This window comes from Bifidobacterium pullorum DSM 20433, from assembly GCF_000771405.1.
Classification (GTDB): domain Bacteria; phylum Actinomycetota; class Actinomycetes; order Actinomycetales; family Bifidobacteriaceae; genus Bifidobacterium; species Bifidobacterium pullorum.
Map to the genome: position 1 here is coordinate 64,800 of NZ_JDUI01000013.1, position 19,374 is coordinate 84,173.

Consider the following 19,374-nt stretch of genomic DNA (forward strand, 5'->3'; position numbering starts at 1 on the left):
ATGGCCGAAAGCAGTGCATCCAAGGTCACCGTGCCCGGTGACAAGCGCCTCGAGAACCTCAAGGTGAACGCCGGGCCGTCGCTGTTCTCCAAGCTGCCGATCGTGCGCGAGCTGCGCGTGGCGGTCGGCTGGCAGAAGGCCATGCTGGTCGCGGGCCTGATCATCACCGCGTTCTTCGTGCTCGTGGCGATCTTCGCCCCGCTCATCGCGCCGTACGGATATTCGCAGATCCGTGACGACGCGGGCGTGGCGTTCCCCACGCAGGCGCCGCCCAGCGCCGAGCACATCTGGGGCACCACCGTCGGCGGCTTCGACGTGTTCAGCCGCACCGTCTGGGGCGCCCGCACCGCGGTCATCGCCATCATCGTGGCCGTGCTGCTGTCGATCTTCATCGGCGTGTTCCTCGGCTTGGTCTCCGGCTATTTCGGCGGATGGATCGACCGTGTGCTGGTGGTCATCGCCGACGCGATCTACTCGTTCCCCTCGCTGCTGCTCGCCATCCTGATGGCCATCATGATCTCCGGCGGCCAGTCCAGCCTGATGGGCGGCATCATGGCCTCGGGCATCTCGATCACCGTGGTGTACATCCCGCAGTATTTCCGTACGATCCGCGCCGAGGTCATGCGCATCAAGAGCTCCGCCTATGTGGAGTCGGCCAAGGTGGTCGGCGCCTCCACCTGGCGCATCATGACCGTGCACCTGCTGCGCAATTCCACGCGCACGCTGCCGGTCATCCTGACGCTCAACTCCTCGGAGGCCATCCTGACGCTCGCCGGTCTGGGCTTCCTCGGCTTCGGCATCGAGCCCACGGCCGCCGCGGAATGGGGATACGACCTCAACCGCTCGGTGGCGGACGTGACCGCCGGCATCTGGTGGACCGCCGTGTTCCCCGGCCTGGCGATCGTGCTGATCGTGCTGGGCATCACCTTGGTCGGCGAATCGCTCAACGACCTGGCCGACCCGCGTCTGCGCGCACGCAAGTCCGCCGGCGAGGTCATCGGCTCGATCGAGGACACCTCGGTGGAGCCGAACGTGGAACCGAACGCCGACAACGAATACGCGATGAGCCTGATGTCCGAACAGCCCGGCACGCGGGCGGCGAACGGAAAGGAAGCCGACGATGAGTGACGTGAACGCGGCCCCGACGGCCGAGAACCTGGCCGAGATCAAGGACCTCGGCGTCTCCTTCATGACCGACGCCGGATCGATCAAGGCGGTGGACGGCGTGAGCTTCACGATTCCGCGCGGCACGGTCGTCGGAGTCGTGGGCGAATCCGGCTCCGGAAAGTCGGTGACCGCCCGATCGATCATCAAACTGCTGCCCGAGACCGCCACCACCTCCGGCGCGGTGATGCTTTCGAAGCGCGACGGTTCGGGGGAACTCGACGTGCTGTCGATGAGCGGCGAGGATCTGCGGCGCATGCGCGGCAGCGAGGCGGCCATGGTGTTCCAGGAGCCGAACTCGGTGCTCAACCCGGTGTACACCATCGGCTGGCAGATCGAGGAGGGCCTGCGCGCCCACGGCATGAAGGACAAGAAGCAGCTGCGCGCCAAGGCCATCGACATCCTGAAGAAGGTGGGCATCCCCGACGCCGAGACGCGCGTGGACTACTATCCGCACCAGTTCTCCGGCGGCCAGAAGCAGCGCATCGTCATCGCGATGGCGCTGGTGCTCAACCCCGGCCTGATCCTGGCCGATGAGCCGACCACCGCGCTCGACGTGACCGTGCAGGCCGAGATCCTCGACCTGCTGCGCCTGGCCAAGGACGAATTCGGCGCCAGCGTGCTCATCATCACGCACAACATGGGCGTCGTCGCCGACCTGGCCGACCAGGTGGTGGTGATGTACCGCGGACACGTGGTGGAGCAGGGCGACGTGGAGCAGGTCTTCTACCATCCGAACCATCCGTACACCAAGCGTCTGCTCGCTTCGGTGCCGCGCATCGGCCAGCAGCTGGTCGTGCGCGACCTCGACGGCCGCGTCATCGAGCGTGACGGCGACTGGCGCGACCAGCCGATCGCCGTCGAGGCCAAGGGGCTGACGATCACCTATCCGGGCCATCTCATGCAGCCTGACTTCGTGGCCGTCAACGGCATCGACTTCACGCTGCGGCGTTCCGAGGTGCTCGGTCTGGTGGGCGAGTCCGGTTCCGGCAAGTCCACCACCGGCCGTGCGATCGCGGGCCTGCAGAAGGTCTCCGGCGGTTCGCTCAAGGTGCTCGGCGTGGAGATGAACGGTGTCAGGGAGCGTGACTTCAAGCCCAAGCGCGCCGACATCGGTTTCGTGTTCCAGGATCCGGGCAGCTCGTTCAACCCGCTGATGACCATCGCCCAGAACGTGGCCGAGCCGTTGATCGTGCACGGCAAATACCGTGATGTGGCGGAGGCCCGTGACTATGTGGGCGACCTGCTGGAGATGGTGCAGCTGCCGCGCGTGTACATGAACCGTTTCCCGCACGAGCTGTCGGGCGGCCAGCGTCAGCGCGCCTCGCTGGCGCGAGCCCTGGCTCTGAAGCCGTCGCTGCTCATCGCCGACGAGCCGACCTCCGCGCTGGATGTGTCGGTGCAGGCCAAGGTGCTGGAGCTGTTCAAACGGCTGCAGGCCGAGATCGGCTTCGCCTGCCTGTTCATCACCCATGACCTGGCCGTGGTGGATATGCTGGCCGACCGCGTGATGGTCATGCACAAGGGCAGCATCGTGGAGCACGGCGACACCGAGGACATCATGCAACGCCCGCAGGATCCGTACACCCGCAAACTGCTCGCATCGCTGCCGGTGCCGGATCCGCGCGAACAGCGGATGCACCGCGAGCAGCTGCACGCGCTGCTGGCGCAGGGCTGATTGGAACCGTTCCGGCCCCGACGACAACGAGGGTGGCCGCCGACGAATCATCTCGTCGGCGGCCACCCTCGTTGATGTGTCAAGGCCGATGCGCGGCGCGGTCCGCTGTCGGGCGGTCCGCCTGCTCCGGCTCCGTCAGCGCTTGACGCGGATGCCGAAGTAGTCCATCACCAGCTCGCAGAACATCATGTTCGACCAGGAGAACCACTCGCGCGTGTACTGCGTCGGGTCATCCACGCACACGCCCTCGTGCATCAGGTGCGTGCCCGCGTCGATGGCGACCAGGTTGTCCAGGATCGCGGCCTTCTCCTCTTGGCTGGGCGAGGTCATGCCCTGCACCGACAGCGCGATGGGCCACACGTAGCGCGGCGGGGTGTGCGGGGATCCGATGCCGCGGGTGTGCTCGCCCTCGTAATAGAACGGATTCTCGTCGCTGAGCAGCGTGCGGCGGGTGCTGAGGTAGAGCGGATCGTCGGCGTCGCAGTAGCCCAGGTACGGGGCGGCCATCAGGCTGGGCACGTTGCTGTCGTCCATCAGCAGGGCGTTGCCCAGGCCGTCGACCTCGTAGGCCCAGATCGTCTCGCCGGCGGCGTTGCGCATCGTGCCGTGGGCTCGCAGGCCCTCGTCAATGGACGTGCGCAGGGCGCGGGCGCGGGCGGCGATGTCGGCGTCGTCCAGGATCTCGGTGAAGATGCGCTCCAGATACCCCATCACGACGACCGCGAACATGTTCGCCGGCACCAGGTAGTGGTACGTGCAGGCGTCGTCGCTCGGGCGGAAGCCGCTCCAGGTCATGCCGGTCGGCGCCACGGGGGAGCCCTTGCCCTCCCTGCTCAGGCTTTCGGTGGGGATGTCGCAGTCGCGGATGAAGAAGTACGGCGAGCGGGCGTGGTCCAGTTCGGTCTCCAGCACGTCCAGGATGCGGCGCACGCCGGCGACGAACGTGGCGTCGAACTGGGTCGTGCGGCCGGTGTTGGCATACAGCAGCCAGGCCAGCTGGATCGGGTAGCACAGCGAGTCGAGCTCGTACTTGCGCTCCCACAGCCACGGGCTGGAGAAGTCGGAGCGGTCGTCCGGGTCCCAGGTGGCGCCGTTGGGCTCCTCGTTGAAGGCGTTGGCGTACGGGTCGATGCCGATATAGCGGAACTGCAGCCGCACCAGGCCCTCGATCATCGACGCCAGGTCGGGGTCCTCGGCGGCGATGACCAGATACGGGCGGACCTGTGCGGTGGAATCGCGCAGCCACATCGCGGGGATGTCGCCGGTCAGCAGGAAGGTGGTGCCGTCATCGTGCCGGTTGACCGTGGTGGTCAGCGTGTTGGCGAAGGCCGCGTTGAAATCCTCGGCCCAGCCGGCGTGTTCGGTGCCGCACAGCTCGGTGATGCGATCCATGAACCGTTGGACGGATGGTGGGATGGTGGCGTATGGCATGGTGCTCCGTTGCCCCTTTCAGTAAACTAAGTTAATTTATTTGGTATTATCGTATATTAACTGAGTTAACACGCCGTGGTGTGGTGAACTCATGGCGCATTCGGATGACGGCCGACACCGGCGACGACGTTTCCGAGGCGTCGCACCGTTCCGTCATCACGGCCTGTAGGAAAGCGAGCGCACCGTGAACCCTGTCCCACATACCCCCGATACCGATGCCATCGACGCCCTCATCGATGCGATGAGCTTCACCGAGAAGGTCGGTCAGCTCAACCAGCGTCTGTTGGGTTGGAAATCGCTGACCCGCGACGGGTCGGGAAGACTGGCCGTCACCGACGAACTCAAACGCGAGATCGACCGATGGGGAAGCCTGGGCGTGCTGTATGGCCTGTTCCGCGCCGACCCGTGGTCCGGGCGGCACTGGGGCAACGGCGTCCGCCCCGAGGAACGGCCCGAGGCCATCCGCCTGGTCCAGGAGGAGGTGCTCTCGCGCGGCGCCCACGGCATCGGCGCGTTGCTCAGCGAGGAGGCGCCCCACGGCCACCAGGCGCTGGGCGGTACGATTCTGCCGACCAACCTGGCCTTGGGCGCCACCTTCGACCCCCAGGCCGTGCGTGAGGCCGAGGCCGCCGTCGCAGCCGAGCTGGCGGCCAGCGGCGTGCATATCGCCCTCGTCTCCGGACTGGACGTGGCCCGTGACCCGCGATGGGGCCGGTGCGAGGAGTGCTTCGGCGAGGACCCGCTGATGGCCGCCCGGATGTGCGAGTCGATCGTCGTCGGCATGCAGGGGGAGAACCGCAGCAAGGTCGGCCGCGGCGGCGTGGCCGTGGTCCTCAAGCATCTGGCCGCCCAGGGCGAGGCCGTCGGCGGCCGCAACGGCCAGTCCGCGATCATCGGCAGCCATGACCTGCACGAGATCCACATGCCGCCGGTGGTCGCCGGCGTCAAGGCCGGGGCGCTCGGGTTCATGGCCGCCTACAACGACATCGATTCGATGCCCTGCTGCGCCAATCCGTGGCTGCTGCGGGACTATCTGCGCGACCGGCTCGGCTTCGACGGCATCGTGATGGCGGACGGTCTGGCCGTCGACCGTCTCGAGGGCATGACCGGTTCCATCCCCGGTGCCGGCCGTGCCGCGCTGCTCGCCGGGGTCGATGTGTCGCTGTGGGACCAGGGCTTCGCCTCGCTCGAACGCTTCGCCGACGACGAGTCGGTGGTCGCCGCCGTCGACCGTTCGCTGCGCCGCGTGCTGAACCTCAAGGCCATGTTCGGCCTGCTGCCCGTCGGATGCGGCGGGGACGGACGCGGTCCCGCCGGGTCGGCCGAACGCATCACCGTGGGGCGGGGGAGCGTGGCCGTGCCCAGCGCCCCGGCGATCGAGGCGGCCATGGCCGATGCGCAGGAGAAATCGCGTGAGCTGGCCTCCTCCTGCATGACGCTGCTGGACGGCGGCGATGCGATGGCCGACATCCGCGCGGCAATCGCCGATGAGCAGGCCGGCCCGATCATCGTGGCCGGGCCGTTCGCGGATGACATCGCCTGCTTCCTGGGCGACTACACGGCGCCGCTGCCCGAGGGTCGGGACACCAGCGTCTACCGCCGGCTGCGCGAACGCTTCGGCGATCGTGTGATGCTGGCCGCCGACGGCACCGGACTGGAGGGAACCGACTGGCTGGAAGCCGCTGTGGTCGTCGCGGTGGTCGGCGGCACCAGTGAACGCAGCTACGACAGCGAGTTCGCGGACAACGGCGCCGCCGCTTCCGTGAAGGGCCGCGGCGCCACCTGCGGCGAGGGCGTGGACCTGTGTGACGTGACGTTGCCCTGGAACCAGGATGCGCTGCTCGACCGGTTGCGGGAACTGACCTCGGCGCCGATCGTGACGGTGGTGGTCTCGGGCCGCGCACATGTGCTGACCCATGTGCTGGAGGTCTCCGATGCGACGCTGTGGGCCGGTTATGGCGGGCCGTACGGCCCTGATGCGGTGGTCTCGGTGTTGGCGGACGCCGCGCCGATGCCCGGGCGCATGCCGGTTACGCTGCCGGCCCGCGCCGGGGCGGTGCCGGTGCGGTACAACGACAGGCAGAGCGCCGTGCATGTGTACCGCGACGCCGAGGAACCGGTGCTGCTGCCGTTCGGGTACGGCGATCGGGTGACGGGTGCGGCGGCGATTGAGCGTGCGTGCGTGACGCCGTCCGGGGATATCGAGGTCACGGTGCGGGTCGGGGACTGCCCCGGCGCGGTGAACCTGTTCGCGCGCCGTATCGGAGGTGTTCGCGTGCCTCGTTTGGCCGAGCTGGTGGACAGCGTGCGCGTCCCCGATTCGTGCGGATGGTCGGGGACGGTGCGCATGGATGTGCCGGCGGAGGCGGTGACCGATCCGAACGACGACGCGATTCGCGTGCGGCTGTGGGTCGGGGTACCCGAACACGGCGAGGCCGACGAATGCGAGGTCGTCGTCCGCCGCTGACGCGGTCGGTCGCCTGTGGTCCAGCGGCGGGCCGCAGGCGACCTAAACCTCTTTAGTTGCATCGGGGTAGAGTGAGGTGCCGTGAGGGTATCTCCGCAAGGGGCCCGGTCCTATGTTAACGAAGTTAACACGCCGATGAAACGTCGGTATTTCAAGCCATCTGGGGTGTCGGGGCGCGGCCGGGTGGACAGCCGCGAAAAATGATGTATCATGTAACTAAAGCGATTTAGTAAAACGGTGTCAGAAGCCGTGAATGAGGAACCAACGAATCGAAGGTCGTGCGGTGTGGGTGCCGCGCGGCGGAACACCTGGCGTTCGCCGTCGAGCGTCCGGCAGGGATAGGCAAAGGAGCGCGCATGTTCTTGAAAATCGACCAGCAGCTGGAGCGTTGCCGGCGTGTCATCCGCCAGCGCGTCAAGCCGCGCATCCACCCCGTTCTCGCCCATCTGGACGTCGACGCCTTCGACATCCCCGGCGAGCCGATGCCCACCGACGAATTCTTCGCGCGGCTTTCCCGCGGCGAGATCGTCTTCGAGCCGTTCTCGATCGGCTCGCAGTGGGGCACCACCTGGGGCACCACCTGGTTCCGGCTGTCCGGACAGGTGCCGGCCGGCAAGCCCGAGGGGCGGCCGCTGGAACTGTGGATCGACCTGGGCTGGTACGACCACTCCTGCGGCGGGCATATCGAAGGCCTCGTCTACCGTGCGGACGGCACCGCCATCAAGGCCGTGCATCCGCTCAACCACTGGGTGCCGCTGATCGCCGCCGACGGCACCTCGCAGGTCGAACTGGACGCCGAGGGCCGCTTCACCGTGTATCTGGAGGCCGCGTCGAACCCGCTGCTGCTGGGCGTGCCGCCGTTCATCGAGACCGAGCTGGGCGAATGCGCCACCGGCAAGCCCGAGGAGCCGTACACGTTCCGCGCGGCCGATCTGACCGAATACGACGAGCGGTTCGAGCACTACTGGACCGATCTGGACGTGGTCGACACCGTGATGGCCGAGACCGACAAGGACTCGCCCCGCTATTGGCAGATGGCCAAGGCCCTGCAGCGTTCGCTCAATCTGTTCGACGAGCAGAATCCGGATTCGGTGGATGCGGCCCGCCAGGCGCTGGCCGGGGTGCTGTCCCGCCGCGCCAACGCCTCCGCCATGGACATCAGCGCCATCGGCCATGCGCACATCGACTCGGCATGGCTGTGGCCGGTGCGTGAGACCCGCCGCAAGGTGGCCCGCACCGTGGCCAACGCGCTCGCGCTGATGGACGACGACCCCGAGTTCAAGTACGCGATGAGCTCCGCCCAGCAGTACGCCTGGCTGGAGCAGGACCATCCGGACCTGTTCGCGCGGATGAAGGAGCGCATCGCCGAGGGCCGGTTCATCCCGGTCGGCGGCATGTGGGTGGAATCCGACGGCATGCTGCCCTGCGGCGAGTCGCTGATCCGCCAGATCAGCTACGGCAGGCGGTATTTCAAGGAGAAGCTCGGTGTGGAGCCCAAGGGCATCTGGCTGCCGGACAGCTTCGGCTATACCGGTTCCTGGCCGCAGATCGCCCGCCGCGCCGGCTACGAATGGTTCCTGACCCAGAAGATCTCCTGGGGCGACACCACCAAGTACCCGCATCACTCGTTCCTGTGGGAGGGCATCGACGGCTCGCGCATCTTCACCCACTTCCCGCCGACCGACACCTATGCGGCCTGGATGACCGCCAAGGAGCTCGTGTACGGCGAGCGCAACTTCCGTGACAAGGACCTTTCCGACAAGGCCCTGATGCTGTTCGGCTTCGGCGACGGCGGTGGCGGCCCCACGCGCGAGATGATGGAGCACATCCACCGCTTCCGCGACCTGGAGGGCGTCAGCCGCCTGACCATCGAGCCGCCGGACACCTTCTTCGATGAGGCGCGCCGACAGATGGAGGACAACGCCGGCGAGGAGATGCCGGTGTTCAAGGGCGAGCTGTATCTGGAGCTGCACCGCGGCACGCTGACCGCCCAGCAGGACATGAAGCGCGGCTGCCGTCGTGAGGAGTCGCTGCTGCGTACGGTCGAGTACCTGTGCGCCGCCGCGTCGATCGCCGATCCGACGTACGGGTATCCCACGGACGAGATGGACCGGATCTGGACCACGCTGCTGCTCAACCAGTTCCACGACATCCTGCCCGGCTCCGGCATCGCCTGGGTGCACCGCGAGGCCCGTGAGGACTATGAACGCGACCTGAAGCGTCTCGCCGAGATCGCCGAGGACGCCTGCGCCGTGCTGCGCCGCGCGAACCCGGACGCCGATCTGCTGCCGCAGGCGACGATCGGCCAGTACCGGCTGGATGGCCTGTCCTGGACGCCCGTCTCGCGGACCGCCGAAGGCGAGGCCGTGACGATGGACCGTGACGACGAGGGCCGGACGACGGTGCGCAACGGTCTGGTCACGTTCGTCATCGAGCCCGACGGCACGATCGCCTCGGTGCGCGACGAGGTTCGCGGCCGCGAGCTGGTGCCCGCCGGCACCCGTCTGGGCGCCTATGAGCTGCTCAAGGACGAACCGTCCGTGTACGACGCTTGGGAGATCGAACGCGACGCGCTGCTGATGCATCGCACGATCGAAGGCGGGCGGATCGTCTCGGCCGACTGCGACGGCGATCGTGCCGTCGTGGCCGTGCGTACCGAATTCGGCGCCAGCGCCATCGACACGACGGTCACGCTGCGCCGCGGTTCGCGATCCATCGACTTCCACGCCGAGATCGACTGGCATGAGCGCGAACGCTTCCTCAAGGTCGACCTGCCCGTCGCCGTCGTGGCCACCGAGGCCCAGTACGACGCCCAGTATGGTCTTGTCCGCCGGCCGATCGCCAAGAACACCGCCAGCGACGAGGCCAAGTTCGAAAGCTGCACGAACCGTTTCGTGCGCATCGCCGAACCGGACTATGCGCTCGCCGTCGTCAACGGGTCGATCTACGGCTCCGACGTGGCCCCCATCGCCGGCGACGCCGCGCGCGGTCTCGGGGCGGGCACGATGGTCAGGCTCTCGCTGCTGTCGGCGCCGGTGTACCCCGATCCGCGCACCGATCTGGGCGGGCATGAATTCGACTGGTCGCTGCTGGCTGATGCGGAGCTCGAACGCACGCTCGACCGGGCGGCGGAGCTCAACGCCCCGCAGCTGGCCGATATGCCCGTGATCGCGCCGCTGGCCTCGTTGGAGCCTGTTTCGGGCACCGCCGTGATCGACTGGATCAAGCTGGCCGACGACGGTTCCGGCGACCTCATCGTGCGCCTGTACGAGGCGGCCGGCGGCCACGCCGAAGCGGTCCTGCACGTCGCCGAACCCCTCCGCGGGGCGGGCGTGCGCGAAACCGACGTGCTCGAGCACGACGACCTGGCCGCCGACCTGCCGGTGAGCCTGCCCGACCGCGGCACGCATACGGCCGAGGGCGCGCCGATCAGTCTCAACCCGTTCCAGATGGCCACGCTGCGTATCGCGCGGTGAGCCTCACCCGAACCACAGCCCTATACGACGTATCGCAAGGAGTTCAGTCATGTTCCTGTTGCCCGATCAGCAGCTTCAGCGGGCGGACCGCGTCATGCAGCAGCGCGTCGAACCGCATGTGCATGATGTCCTTGACCACTGCACGGTCCGCGCCTGCGCCAACCCCGGCGAGCCCGAGCCCTCCGACGAGGTGTTCGCCCGGATCCGCTCCGGCCGGATGGCGTTCGAACCGTTCGCCGTGCCCGGCGTGTGGGGCACCACCTGGGGCACCACCTGGTTCGAGGTCTCCGGTCGCATCGACAAGGCCGCCGCGGCGGGCCGCAAGGTCGAACTGATCGTCGACCTGGGCTGGCTGCACCACCGCGGTCCCGGATTCCAGGCCGAAGGTCTGGTCTACCGCGCCGACGGCACCGCCATCAAATCCGCGAACCCGCGCAACTGCTGGATTCCGCTGATGGCCGCGGACGGCACGCCGAACGTCGAGCTGGATGCGGACGGCCGCTTCACCGTGTACATCGAGGCCGCCGCCAACCCGTTCGTGGAGGGGCCGACGCCGTACTCGCCCACCGAGTTGGGCGAGGAGGCCACGGGCCGCCCCGACTTCCCGTACACGCTGAGCCGTATGGACGTGTGCGCGTTCAACGCCGAGATGTTCGACTACTGGATGGACCTGGAGACCGTATCCTCGCTGATCCGGGAGCTCAAGGACGACGATCCGCGCTACTGGCAGCTCGCCAAGGCGCTGCAGCGCTCGCTCAACCGGTACGACGAGCGGCATCCGGACACCGTGGCCGCCGCGCGTGAGGCGCTGGCCGGCGTGCTGGCCGAACCGGCCGCATCCAGCGCCATCAACCACATCGCCGTCGGCCATGCGCACATCGACTCGGCATGGCTGTGGCCGGTGCGCGAGACCCGCCGCAAGGTGGCCCGCACCGTGTCCAACGTGCTGGCGCTGATGGACGAGGACCCGGACTTCACGTACGCGATGAGCTCGGCCCAGCAGTACGCCTGGCTCGAGCAGGAGCATCCGGACCTGTTCGCCCGCATGAAGGAGCGCATCGCCGAAGGCCGGTTCATCCCGGTCGGCGGCATGTGGGTGGAATCCGACAACATGATCCCCACCGGCGAATCGCTGGTCCGTCAGATCACGTTCGGCCGCCGATACTTCAAGGAGCATCTGGGCGTCGAGCCGCGCGGCATCTGGCTGCCGGACAGCTTCGGCTACTCGGGCGCCTGGCCGCAGATCGCGCGTCGCGCCGGCTACGACTGGTTCCTGACACAGAAGATCTCCTGGAACGACGCCACCAAGTTCCCTCACCACTCGTTCCTGTGGGAGGGCATCGACGGTTCGCGCATCCTGACCCACTTCCCGCCGTCGGACACCTACTGCTCGTCCATGTCGATGCAGGAGCTCATGTATTCGCAGCGCAACTATCTGGACAAGGATCTGTCGCGCAACGCGATCCTGCTGTACGGCTTCGGCGATGGCGGCGGCGGTCCCACGCGCGAGATGACCGCGCGCATCCGCCGCGACCATGACTTGGCCGGGGCCCCGAAGATCGAATTCGGCACGCCGGACGAACTGTTCGACCGCGTGCGCAAGGACATCGTCGACGACGCCGCGGGGGAGACCCCGGTGTTCAAGGGCGAGCTGTATCTGGAGCTGCACCGCGGCACGCTGACCGCCCAGCAGGGCATGAAGCACGGCTGCCGGCGCGAGGAGGCCATGCTGCGCGCGACCGAGTATCTGTGCGCGGCCGCGGCGCTCAAGGACGGCACCTACGTCTATCCGAAGGACGAGCTGGACGCCATCTGGCAGACCCTGCTGCTCAACCAGTTCCACGACATCCTGCCCGGTTCCGCGATCGCCTGGGTGCACCGGCAGGCGCGCGCCGAATACGAGCGCGACATCGCACGGCTGAAGCAGATCGCCGAGCAGGCCGGACGCGTCATTGCGGCCGCCGAGCCGGGCGACATGCTCGTGACCCATGCCGCCATCCCGTCCTATACGGCCGATGCGGCCAGCGCGTGGACCGTGCGCGACCGTGCGGCCTCGCACGATGCCGAACCGGTGGCCGTGGAACGAGACGGCGGACGCATCATCCTGGACAACGGCCTGCTGCGCGTGACGGTGGAGCCCGACGGCACGGTGTCCTCGCTCGTCGACCTGTCCGGCGACCGCGAACTGGTGCCGGGCGGAACCCGACTCGGCCGCTACGAGCTGCTGGACAACGAACCGTTCCACTGGGATGCGTGGGAGGTGCAGCGCGACGCGTTCCTGACCGCCCACGGTCTGCGGGAGTCCCGCATCGACGCCGTGGACATGGCGGCTGACGGTGCCTGCGTGGTCCGGGTGGTCACGCGCAACGACGATGTGACCATCGTCACCTGCATCACCCTGCACCCGGATCGCCGGACGCTGGATTTCTCCGCCCAGGTGGATTGGCGCACCGAAGAGGAATTCCTCAAGGTCGACATCCCGCTTGGCGTGCAGGCCACCAATGCGCAGTACGAATGCCAGTACGGCATGGTGGAGCGCCCGATCCAGAAGAACTCGCGCAGCGACGAGGCCAAGTTCGAAAGCTGCACGCACCGTTTCGTGCGCGTGGCCGACGCCTCCTACGCGGCTGCGGTGGTCAACGCCTCGACCTACGGCTCCGACGTCAGCCCGATTCACGGCGACGACGGGACCCGCGGCGCGATGGTTCGCCTGTCGCTGCTGTCGGCGCCGCTGTACCCCGACCCGCGCACCGATCAGGGCGCGCACGAGTTTGCCTGGAGCGTGGTGGCCGACGCCTCGATGCCCGCCGTGCTGGATGAGGCCACGCGCCTGAACACCGCGGAACTGGAGGGCATCCCCGCATTCGAGCCGCTGGCGCGGCTGGACGTGGCGGAAGGCGTGCCGGTGCTGGATTGGGTGAAGACCGCCGACGATGGTTCCGGCGACCTGATTCTGCGCGTGTACGAGGCGGCGGGCGGTTGCGCGGTGGCCAGCCTCGACATGTGCGCGGAACTGGCCGAGGCCACCGTGCGCGAGGTCGACGTGCTGGAGGGCGACGGCCTGGCGACCGACCTGCCCCGCGCGTTGGCACACGGCCCGGCCCAAGGCGCCACGCTGCGGCTGGCGCCATTCCAGATGGCCACGCTCCGCGTGAGCCGCTGAACAACCAGATGTGCCCGACCCTCCCCGGATCGGGAACAAACCACAACACAAGGAAATAGAAAAAGGAAAGGAAACATCATGGTATCTTCCATGAAGAAGGCACTTGCCCTGACTGGTGCCGCAGCGATGCTGCTGTCGGTGGCCGCTTGCGGCGGCAACGATGCCGGAGAAAGCGACGGCGTCAAGGAGATCACGTTCCAGACCTGGAACCTGAAGAACGACAAGTACACCCCGTACTTCGAGGGTCTGATCGAGGCGTACGAGGAGGAGCATCCGGACGTCAAGATCAATTGGGCCGACCAGCCGTCCGACGGCTATGAGGACAAGCTGTCGACCCAGGCCGCCTCGGGCGAGCTGCCGGATATCGTCGACGGCGGCGCCTCCATCCTGTACGGCCTGGCCAAGGCCGGCGCGCTGATGAACCTCTCCGCCGAGGTTCCGGACGCCGAGGGCGACTACTACGAGGGCGCCTGGGCCGGTGCCACGATGACCGGCAACGGCATCGAGGAGGGCGCCTACGGCTTCCCGTGGTACGTCAACGACGGCCCGACCTACTGGAACACCGAGCTGATGAAGCAGTGCGGCCTGGATCCGGACGCCGTGCCGACCACCTGGGACGAGTACTTCGCCGCCGGCAAGACCATCGCCGAGAACTGCGACGGCGTCTATCTGGCGACCACGATGGGCTCCAACACCGAGGACTACGTGACCGCCGGCGCCACCTGGATGAACGACGATCACAGCGCCTACACGTTCAACGATGAGGCCGGCGTCAAGCAGCTGCAGAACTTCATCGATCTGTACAACGAGGGCGGCATCCCGCCGGAGGCCCTGGACTCCTCCTGGAGCCAGCAGTCCGACTTCTTCCAGCGCGGCTCGCTGGTCGCCATGGCCGGCTCCGCCTACTCCGCCGACGGCTTCAAGCAGAACTCCCCGGATCTGTATGAGAAGCTGACCGTCGGCCCGCGTATCACCAACGACGGCAAGTCCGCCTCGGTGTCCTACGAGCTGCTGGGCATCAGCTCCCAGTCCAAGTACCCGGACGTCGCCATCGACTTCGCCCGCTTCGTGACCAACGCCGAGAACCAGGTCGAGTTCGCCAAGCAGGCCGCCGTGTTCCCGTCGGCCCAGGGCGGTCTTGAGGACGAGTACTACCAGGACATCGACACCAGCACCCTGGAGGGCCAGGCCCTGCAGATCACGCTGGATCAGGTGAAGAACGGCTACTCCTCGCGTCCGGCCGAGTTCACCGATGCCAACGGCTACAAGTACCTCCAGCAGCAGGTGGCCCTCGCCATGCAGGGTGAGCAGACCGCCCAGGAGGCGCTGGACAAGACCGTCGAGTACTCCAACGAGAGGCTCGCACGATGAGCTCAGTGGCATCCGCCGCTGCCAGGTCGGAGGCCGCCAAGGCCTCCGACCGGCCTGAACCGACGAACCACACCGCAGTCAATAAGCCGCACCGCAGCTTCGGCACGGTCATCGCGCCGTACCTGTTCGTGGCCCCCGCCTTCATCGTGGTGTTCGTGTTCGTCGTCCTCGCGGCACTCAACACGTTCAGGCTTGCCTTCACCGACTCCACGCTGCTCAAGCCGGGCAAGTTCGTGGGATTCCAGAACTTCATCGACCTGTTCCAGGACGAATACTTCCTGACGGCCCTGCTCAACTCCTCGCTGTACGTGGTGTGCGTCGTGCCGTTCATGGTCATCCTCCCGCTGATCCTGGCCAACCTGGTCAAGGGCAACGGGCGCATCATGGGATTCTTCCGCACCGCCTTCTACATGCCGGTCGTCATGTCCGCCGTCGTCGTCGGCATGATCTGGACCAACCTGCTCGACTCGCAGGGCCTGATCAACTCCATCCTCAAGGGCGCGGGCATCATCGAGGAGGCGATCCCGTTCCTGACCAACCGCTGGGGCATCCTGTTCAGCTCGATGTTCGTCACCATCTGGCTGGGTCTGGGCTACTACATGGTCATCTACCTGACGGCGCTCGCCAACATCGACGAATCGCTGTATGAGGCCGCGGCGCTGGACGGCGCCGGCCCCGTCCGCCAGTTCGTCTCGGTGACGATGCCCGGCGTGCGTTCGACGATGGTGCTCATCATGATGCTGTCCACCATCTCGGCGTTCCGCGTCTTCAACGAGGTCTACGTGCTCACCAACGGCACGGCGGGACCCGGCGGCATGGACATGACGATGTCGATGCTCATCAAGAACGAAGGTACCGGCATCCAGGCCCGTACCGGCTATGCGAGCGCCATCTCGCTGGTCGTGCTGGTCATCGTCGGCACGCTGCTGATCATCCAGCAGATCATCCAGAAGAGGGGTGAGGACTGATGAAGATCGCCGGTAAGCGCATCACCGTAGGCAAGGTGGTGCAGTACCTCATCCTGATCCTGATGTTCGTCGTGCTGGTCGGCCCCTTCGTCTGGGAGCTGTCGCTGTCCCTCAAGGGCCCGGGCGACAACGTCTACGCCGTTCCGCCGTACATCATCCCGAAGACCCCGACGCTGGAGAACTACGTGGACGTGTTCCGCCAGGTTCCGGTGGCCCACTACATGCTGAACTCGCTGATCGTGGCCTGCATCTCGATCGCGGGCAACATCATCCTGTCCACGATGGCCGGCTACGCGCTGGGCCGTCTCAAGTGGAAGGGCCGCGGTCTGGTCTTCGCGATCTTCATGGGCACCATGGTGATCCCGCTGGAAGGCGTCATGATCTCCCAGTTCCTGATCGTCAAGGGCATGGGACTGCAGAACACGCTGGTGTCCGTGGCGCTGCCCGGCCTGGTGACGGCGATGAACATCCTGCTGATGACCAACGCCTTCAAGTCCATCCCGATGGAGCTTGAGGAGGCCGCCATGGTCGACGGCGCGAACCTGTGGCAGCGGTTCTTCAGAATTTGCGTCCCGCAGGTCAAGGGCACGATGACCGTCGTCGGCATCTTCGCCTTCGTCGGCGCGTGGAACGACTTCCTGTGGCCGTTGATCACCATCTCCGATGAGAACAACTACACGCTGACGCTGGGCATGAACCGACTCAAGGGCCTGTTCATCTCCGATCCGCGACTGATCGCGGCCGGCGCGCTGGTTTCGCTCATCCCGATCATCATCTTCTTCTGCTGCTTCCAGCGGTACTTCTTCCGCGGCCTGGAAGCCGGCGGCCTGAAGGGATGATCCGCAACAGAAAGGCTCAACAATGAGATTCGGTGTCAACTACACACCGTCGAACGGCTGGTTCCATTCGTGGCTGAATCCCGATTGGCAGAGCGTGGACCGCGACCTTGAGCAGATCGCCGAACTGGGCATGGACCATGTCCGCATCTTCCCGGTGTGGCCGTATCTGCAGCCCAACCGCACCTGGATCAACCGCAAGGGCATCGAGGATGTGCGCCGCATGGTGCACATCGCCGGCGAACACGGACTCGACGTCTACGTGGACGTGTTCCAGGGGCACCTGTCGAGCTTCGACTTCCTGCCCAGCTGGCTGGTCACCTGGCATACCGGCAACATGTTCACCGATCCGGACGCGGTGGCCGCCGAGTGCGAGCTGATCCGGGTCCTTGGCGGCGAACTGTCGCAGGAACCGGCGTTCAAGGGCATCACGGTCGGCAACGAGGTCAACCAGTTGTCGGACCGTCCGCATCCGACCAAGATGGTCGCCACCCCGGCGCAGATCGACGCATGGCTTGACGCCACGCTCGAGGCGGCGGGAACCGCCGGAGGCGACGCCCTGTACAGCGTCAACGACGGCGTCTGGTTCCTGGACGGGCATCCCTTCACCCCGGTGCAGTCCGGGAACAAGGGCGACATGACCACCATCCACGCCTGGGTGTTCAACGGCACGGCGCAGGGATACGGCGCGACCAGCGAGGAATGCTCCGCGTACGCGCTGTATCTGGCCGAGCTGTCGAAGGCGTTCTCCGGCGATCCGGAGCGCCCCGTCTGGCTGCAGGAGGTGGGCGCGCCCGAGAACGTGCTCGAGACCGCGGACACCCCCGAGTTCTGCCGTCGCACGGTGCTCAACGCGCTCGACTGCCCGAACCTGTGGGGCGTCACCTGGTGGTGCTCGCACGATGTGGCGGCGTCGATGTCGGACTTCCCCGAGTTCGAGCATGCGCTCGGCCTGTTCGACGAGCATGGCGAACTCAAGCCGATCGGCCGCATGTTCGGCGATCTGGCCCGCGAGCATCGCGACCATACGAAGCCCGCACCCCGCACCACGGCCATCGTCGTTGATGTCGACGCCGACGGCAACCCGCTGGACCGCAGCGCCTGCGGCCCCGGCGGATCGGTGTGCGACCTGTGGATGAAGGCCCACTGCGAGGGGCTGCGTCCCACCGTCGTCACCTCCGATGTGGCGACCGATCCCGCACGTCTCGCCGCCCTCGGCGTGACCGAGCTGATCCGCGACACGGATCCGCACCCGGCGCGGTTCTACACTGCCGTGTCGGACTCCTCGTTCGAGGACCTCGACGAGGCCTGATCATCACGGTGCCGCCGCACACCGCGGCGGCACCATACAACTCATACGTCGACGGACAACGAAGTGCCGTCATTCCGTTTCAACATCGTTGGTTTTTGTCTTGATTCGTTGACTGCCTGCGCGGATGTCGCGCCGGCGTCGATTCCATTGAAAGGATGCTTTCGCCGGATCGGTTCCGGCGGAAACGCGGCGCCATGCCTATATCGCAAACCAGAGCACGACGCCGCGGTGATTGGGTACGGGAAAGCCCCGTACTCTCTTAAGAATAGAGAAAGGAACATAATGGGCGCAAGCCATGTGTTTCCCCAGGGCGGAACGACGGTGAAACGTCGTATCGCCGCCATCGCCGCGGGCATCGCCACCGCGGCGATGGCTCTCGGCGGCGTCGTCGCGCCGCCCGCCACGGCATATGCCGACGAGCCCGCAGCCGCGGACGTCAGCAGTGTCACGAACCCGAACAACCGTCATTTCATGGTGTACTACCGTGCGTGGCGTGATGTGACGATGAAGGGTGTGAATACCGATCTGCCGGATGAGAACTGGATTTCGATGTACGACATCCCGTATGGCGTGGATGTGGTGAACGTGTTCAGTTATGTGCCGGCGGGTCAGGAGGCGGCGGCCCAGCCGTTCTATGACAAGCTCAAGGCCGAGTATGCCCCGTATCTGCATTCGCGTGGCATCAAGCTCGTGCGCGGCATCAACTACGAACAGGTCACCGTCGAAGGCTTCCGCGACTACATGGCCGATCTGGGCAAGACGGCCGATGAGGCCACCGAGGCCGACTATGATGCCTATGCGCTTGAGATCATCGACGAGTACATGACCTCGGTCGGCCTGGACGGTCTGGACATCGATATGGAGACCTATCCGACCGACGCGGATGTGGCGATTTCCGATAACGTGATCCGCGCCCTGTCCAAGCACATCGGCCCCAAGTCGGACGATCCGGATGGCACGATGTTCCTGTACGACACCAACGGCAGCAACACCAAGCCGTTCGCGAACGTGGCGGACTGCTTCGACTACGTGGCCTACCAGCAGTACGGCTCCACATCGACCCGCACCGCCGGCGCCGTCGCGGACTACTCGCCGTACATCGGCGCCGACAAGTTCGTGCCCGGCCTGGCCTTCCCCGAGGAAGGCGACCACAACCGTTGGTATGACGCCACGGAGCCGTATACGGACAGCCACATCTACGACATCGCGTCGTATGTGCGTGACAACGGCCTCGGCGGCATGTTCCTGTACGCGCTTGACCGCGACGGCCGCACCTACGAGGCCGAGGACTGGAGCCACATCGTCCCGTCGAACCTGCTGTGGACCAAGACCGCCATCGCTGAGTCGCAGGACATGACGATGGAGCAGGCCAAGGCCGCCGCGAACCACTACATCGAGCGCATGTCGCTGACCGAGGAAGGGGCTGCCGGCGTGGCCCTGAACGCCGAGGACGCGCTCGAAGCCGTGGAACAGGCCACGAACCTCTACGAGGTCAACAAGGCCGTGCT

Annotated in this window: 11 protein-coding genes; 10 read left to right on the forward strand and 1 reads right to left on the reverse strand. The window is 66.5% G+C overall.

Annotated features, from left to right (window positions below):
- The gene (locus tag OU11_RS07570) at positions 1-1,128 is read left to right on the forward strand and encodes an ABC transporter permease (RefSeq protein WP_052122778.1); all 1,128 of its coding nucleotides are present in this window, start codon (positions 1-3) and stop codon (positions 1,126-1,128) included.
- A complete protein-coding gene (locus tag OU11_RS07575) occupies positions 1,121-2,842 on the forward strand; it encodes a dipeptide ABC transporter ATP-binding protein (protein ID WP_033515824.1) in 1,722 nt (573 codons plus the stop codon). Before OU11_RS07570 ends, OU11_RS07575 begins: the two co-directional genes overlap by 8 nt.
- Before the next feature lie 135 nt (positions 2,843-2,977).
- Here OU11_RS07575 and OU11_RS07580 read toward each other — a convergent pair whose 3' ends face one another.
- Complete coding sequence (locus OU11_RS07580) at positions 2,978-4,273, reverse strand: glycoside hydrolase family 125 protein (RefSeq protein WP_033515826.1); 1,296 nt, start codon at positions 4,271-4,273, stop codon at positions 2,978-2,980.
- Between the two features lie 184 nt (positions 4,274-4,457).
- Between OU11_RS07580 and OU11_RS07585 the strand changes: the two genes are divergently transcribed.
- The 8 genes from OU11_RS07585 to OU11_RS07620 all read left to right on the forward strand — a co-directional run.
- The gene (locus OU11_RS07585; RefSeq protein WP_052122779.1) at positions 4,458-6,740 is read left to right on the forward strand and encodes a glycoside hydrolase family 3 protein; all 2,283 of its coding nucleotides are present in this window, start codon (positions 4,458-4,460) and stop codon (positions 6,738-6,740) included.
- Positions 6,741-7,096: 356 nt separating this feature from the next.
- Positions 7,097-10,216, forward strand: a complete 3,120-nt coding sequence (locus OU11_RS07590; RefSeq protein ID WP_033515828.1) for an alpha-mannosidase — start codon at positions 7,097-7,099, stop codon at positions 10,214-10,216.
- Positions 10,217-10,265: 49 nt separating this feature from the next.
- Complete coding sequence (locus tag OU11_RS07595; RefSeq protein ID WP_033515830.1) at positions 10,266-13,379, forward strand: alpha-mannosidase; 3,114 nt, start codon at positions 10,266-10,268, stop codon at positions 13,377-13,379.
- Between the two features lie 78 nt (positions 13,380-13,457).
- Entirely contained in the window at positions 13,458-14,750 is a 1,293-nt protein-coding gene (locus OU11_RS07600; protein WP_033515832.1) for an ABC transporter substrate-binding protein, read from the forward strand.
- Entirely contained in the window at positions 14,747-15,718 is a 972-nt protein-coding gene (locus OU11_RS07605; protein WP_033509792.1) for a carbohydrate ABC transporter permease, read from the forward strand. Before OU11_RS07600 ends, OU11_RS07605 begins: the two co-directional genes overlap by 4 nt.
- Positions 15,718-16,557, forward strand: coding sequence for a carbohydrate ABC transporter permease (locus OU11_RS07610; protein WP_033515834.1), 840 nt, complete (start codon positions 15,718-15,720; stop codon positions 16,555-16,557). The genes OU11_RS07605 and OU11_RS07610 overlap by 1 nt, the downstream gene beginning before the upstream one ends.
- A gap of 22 nt (positions 16,558-16,579) precedes the next feature.
- Positions 16,580-17,866 (forward strand): glycoside hydrolase 5 family protein, encoded by a 1,287-nt coding sequence (locus OU11_RS07615; protein ID WP_033515836.1) that lies wholly within the window; start codon positions 16,580-16,582, stop codon positions 17,864-17,866.
- 282 nt (positions 17,867-18,148) lie between these two features.
- On the forward strand, positions 18,149-19,374 hold a 1,226-nt coding region (locus tag OU11_RS07620; protein WP_052122780.1), incomplete at its 3' end, for an EndoS/ChiA family endoglycosidase.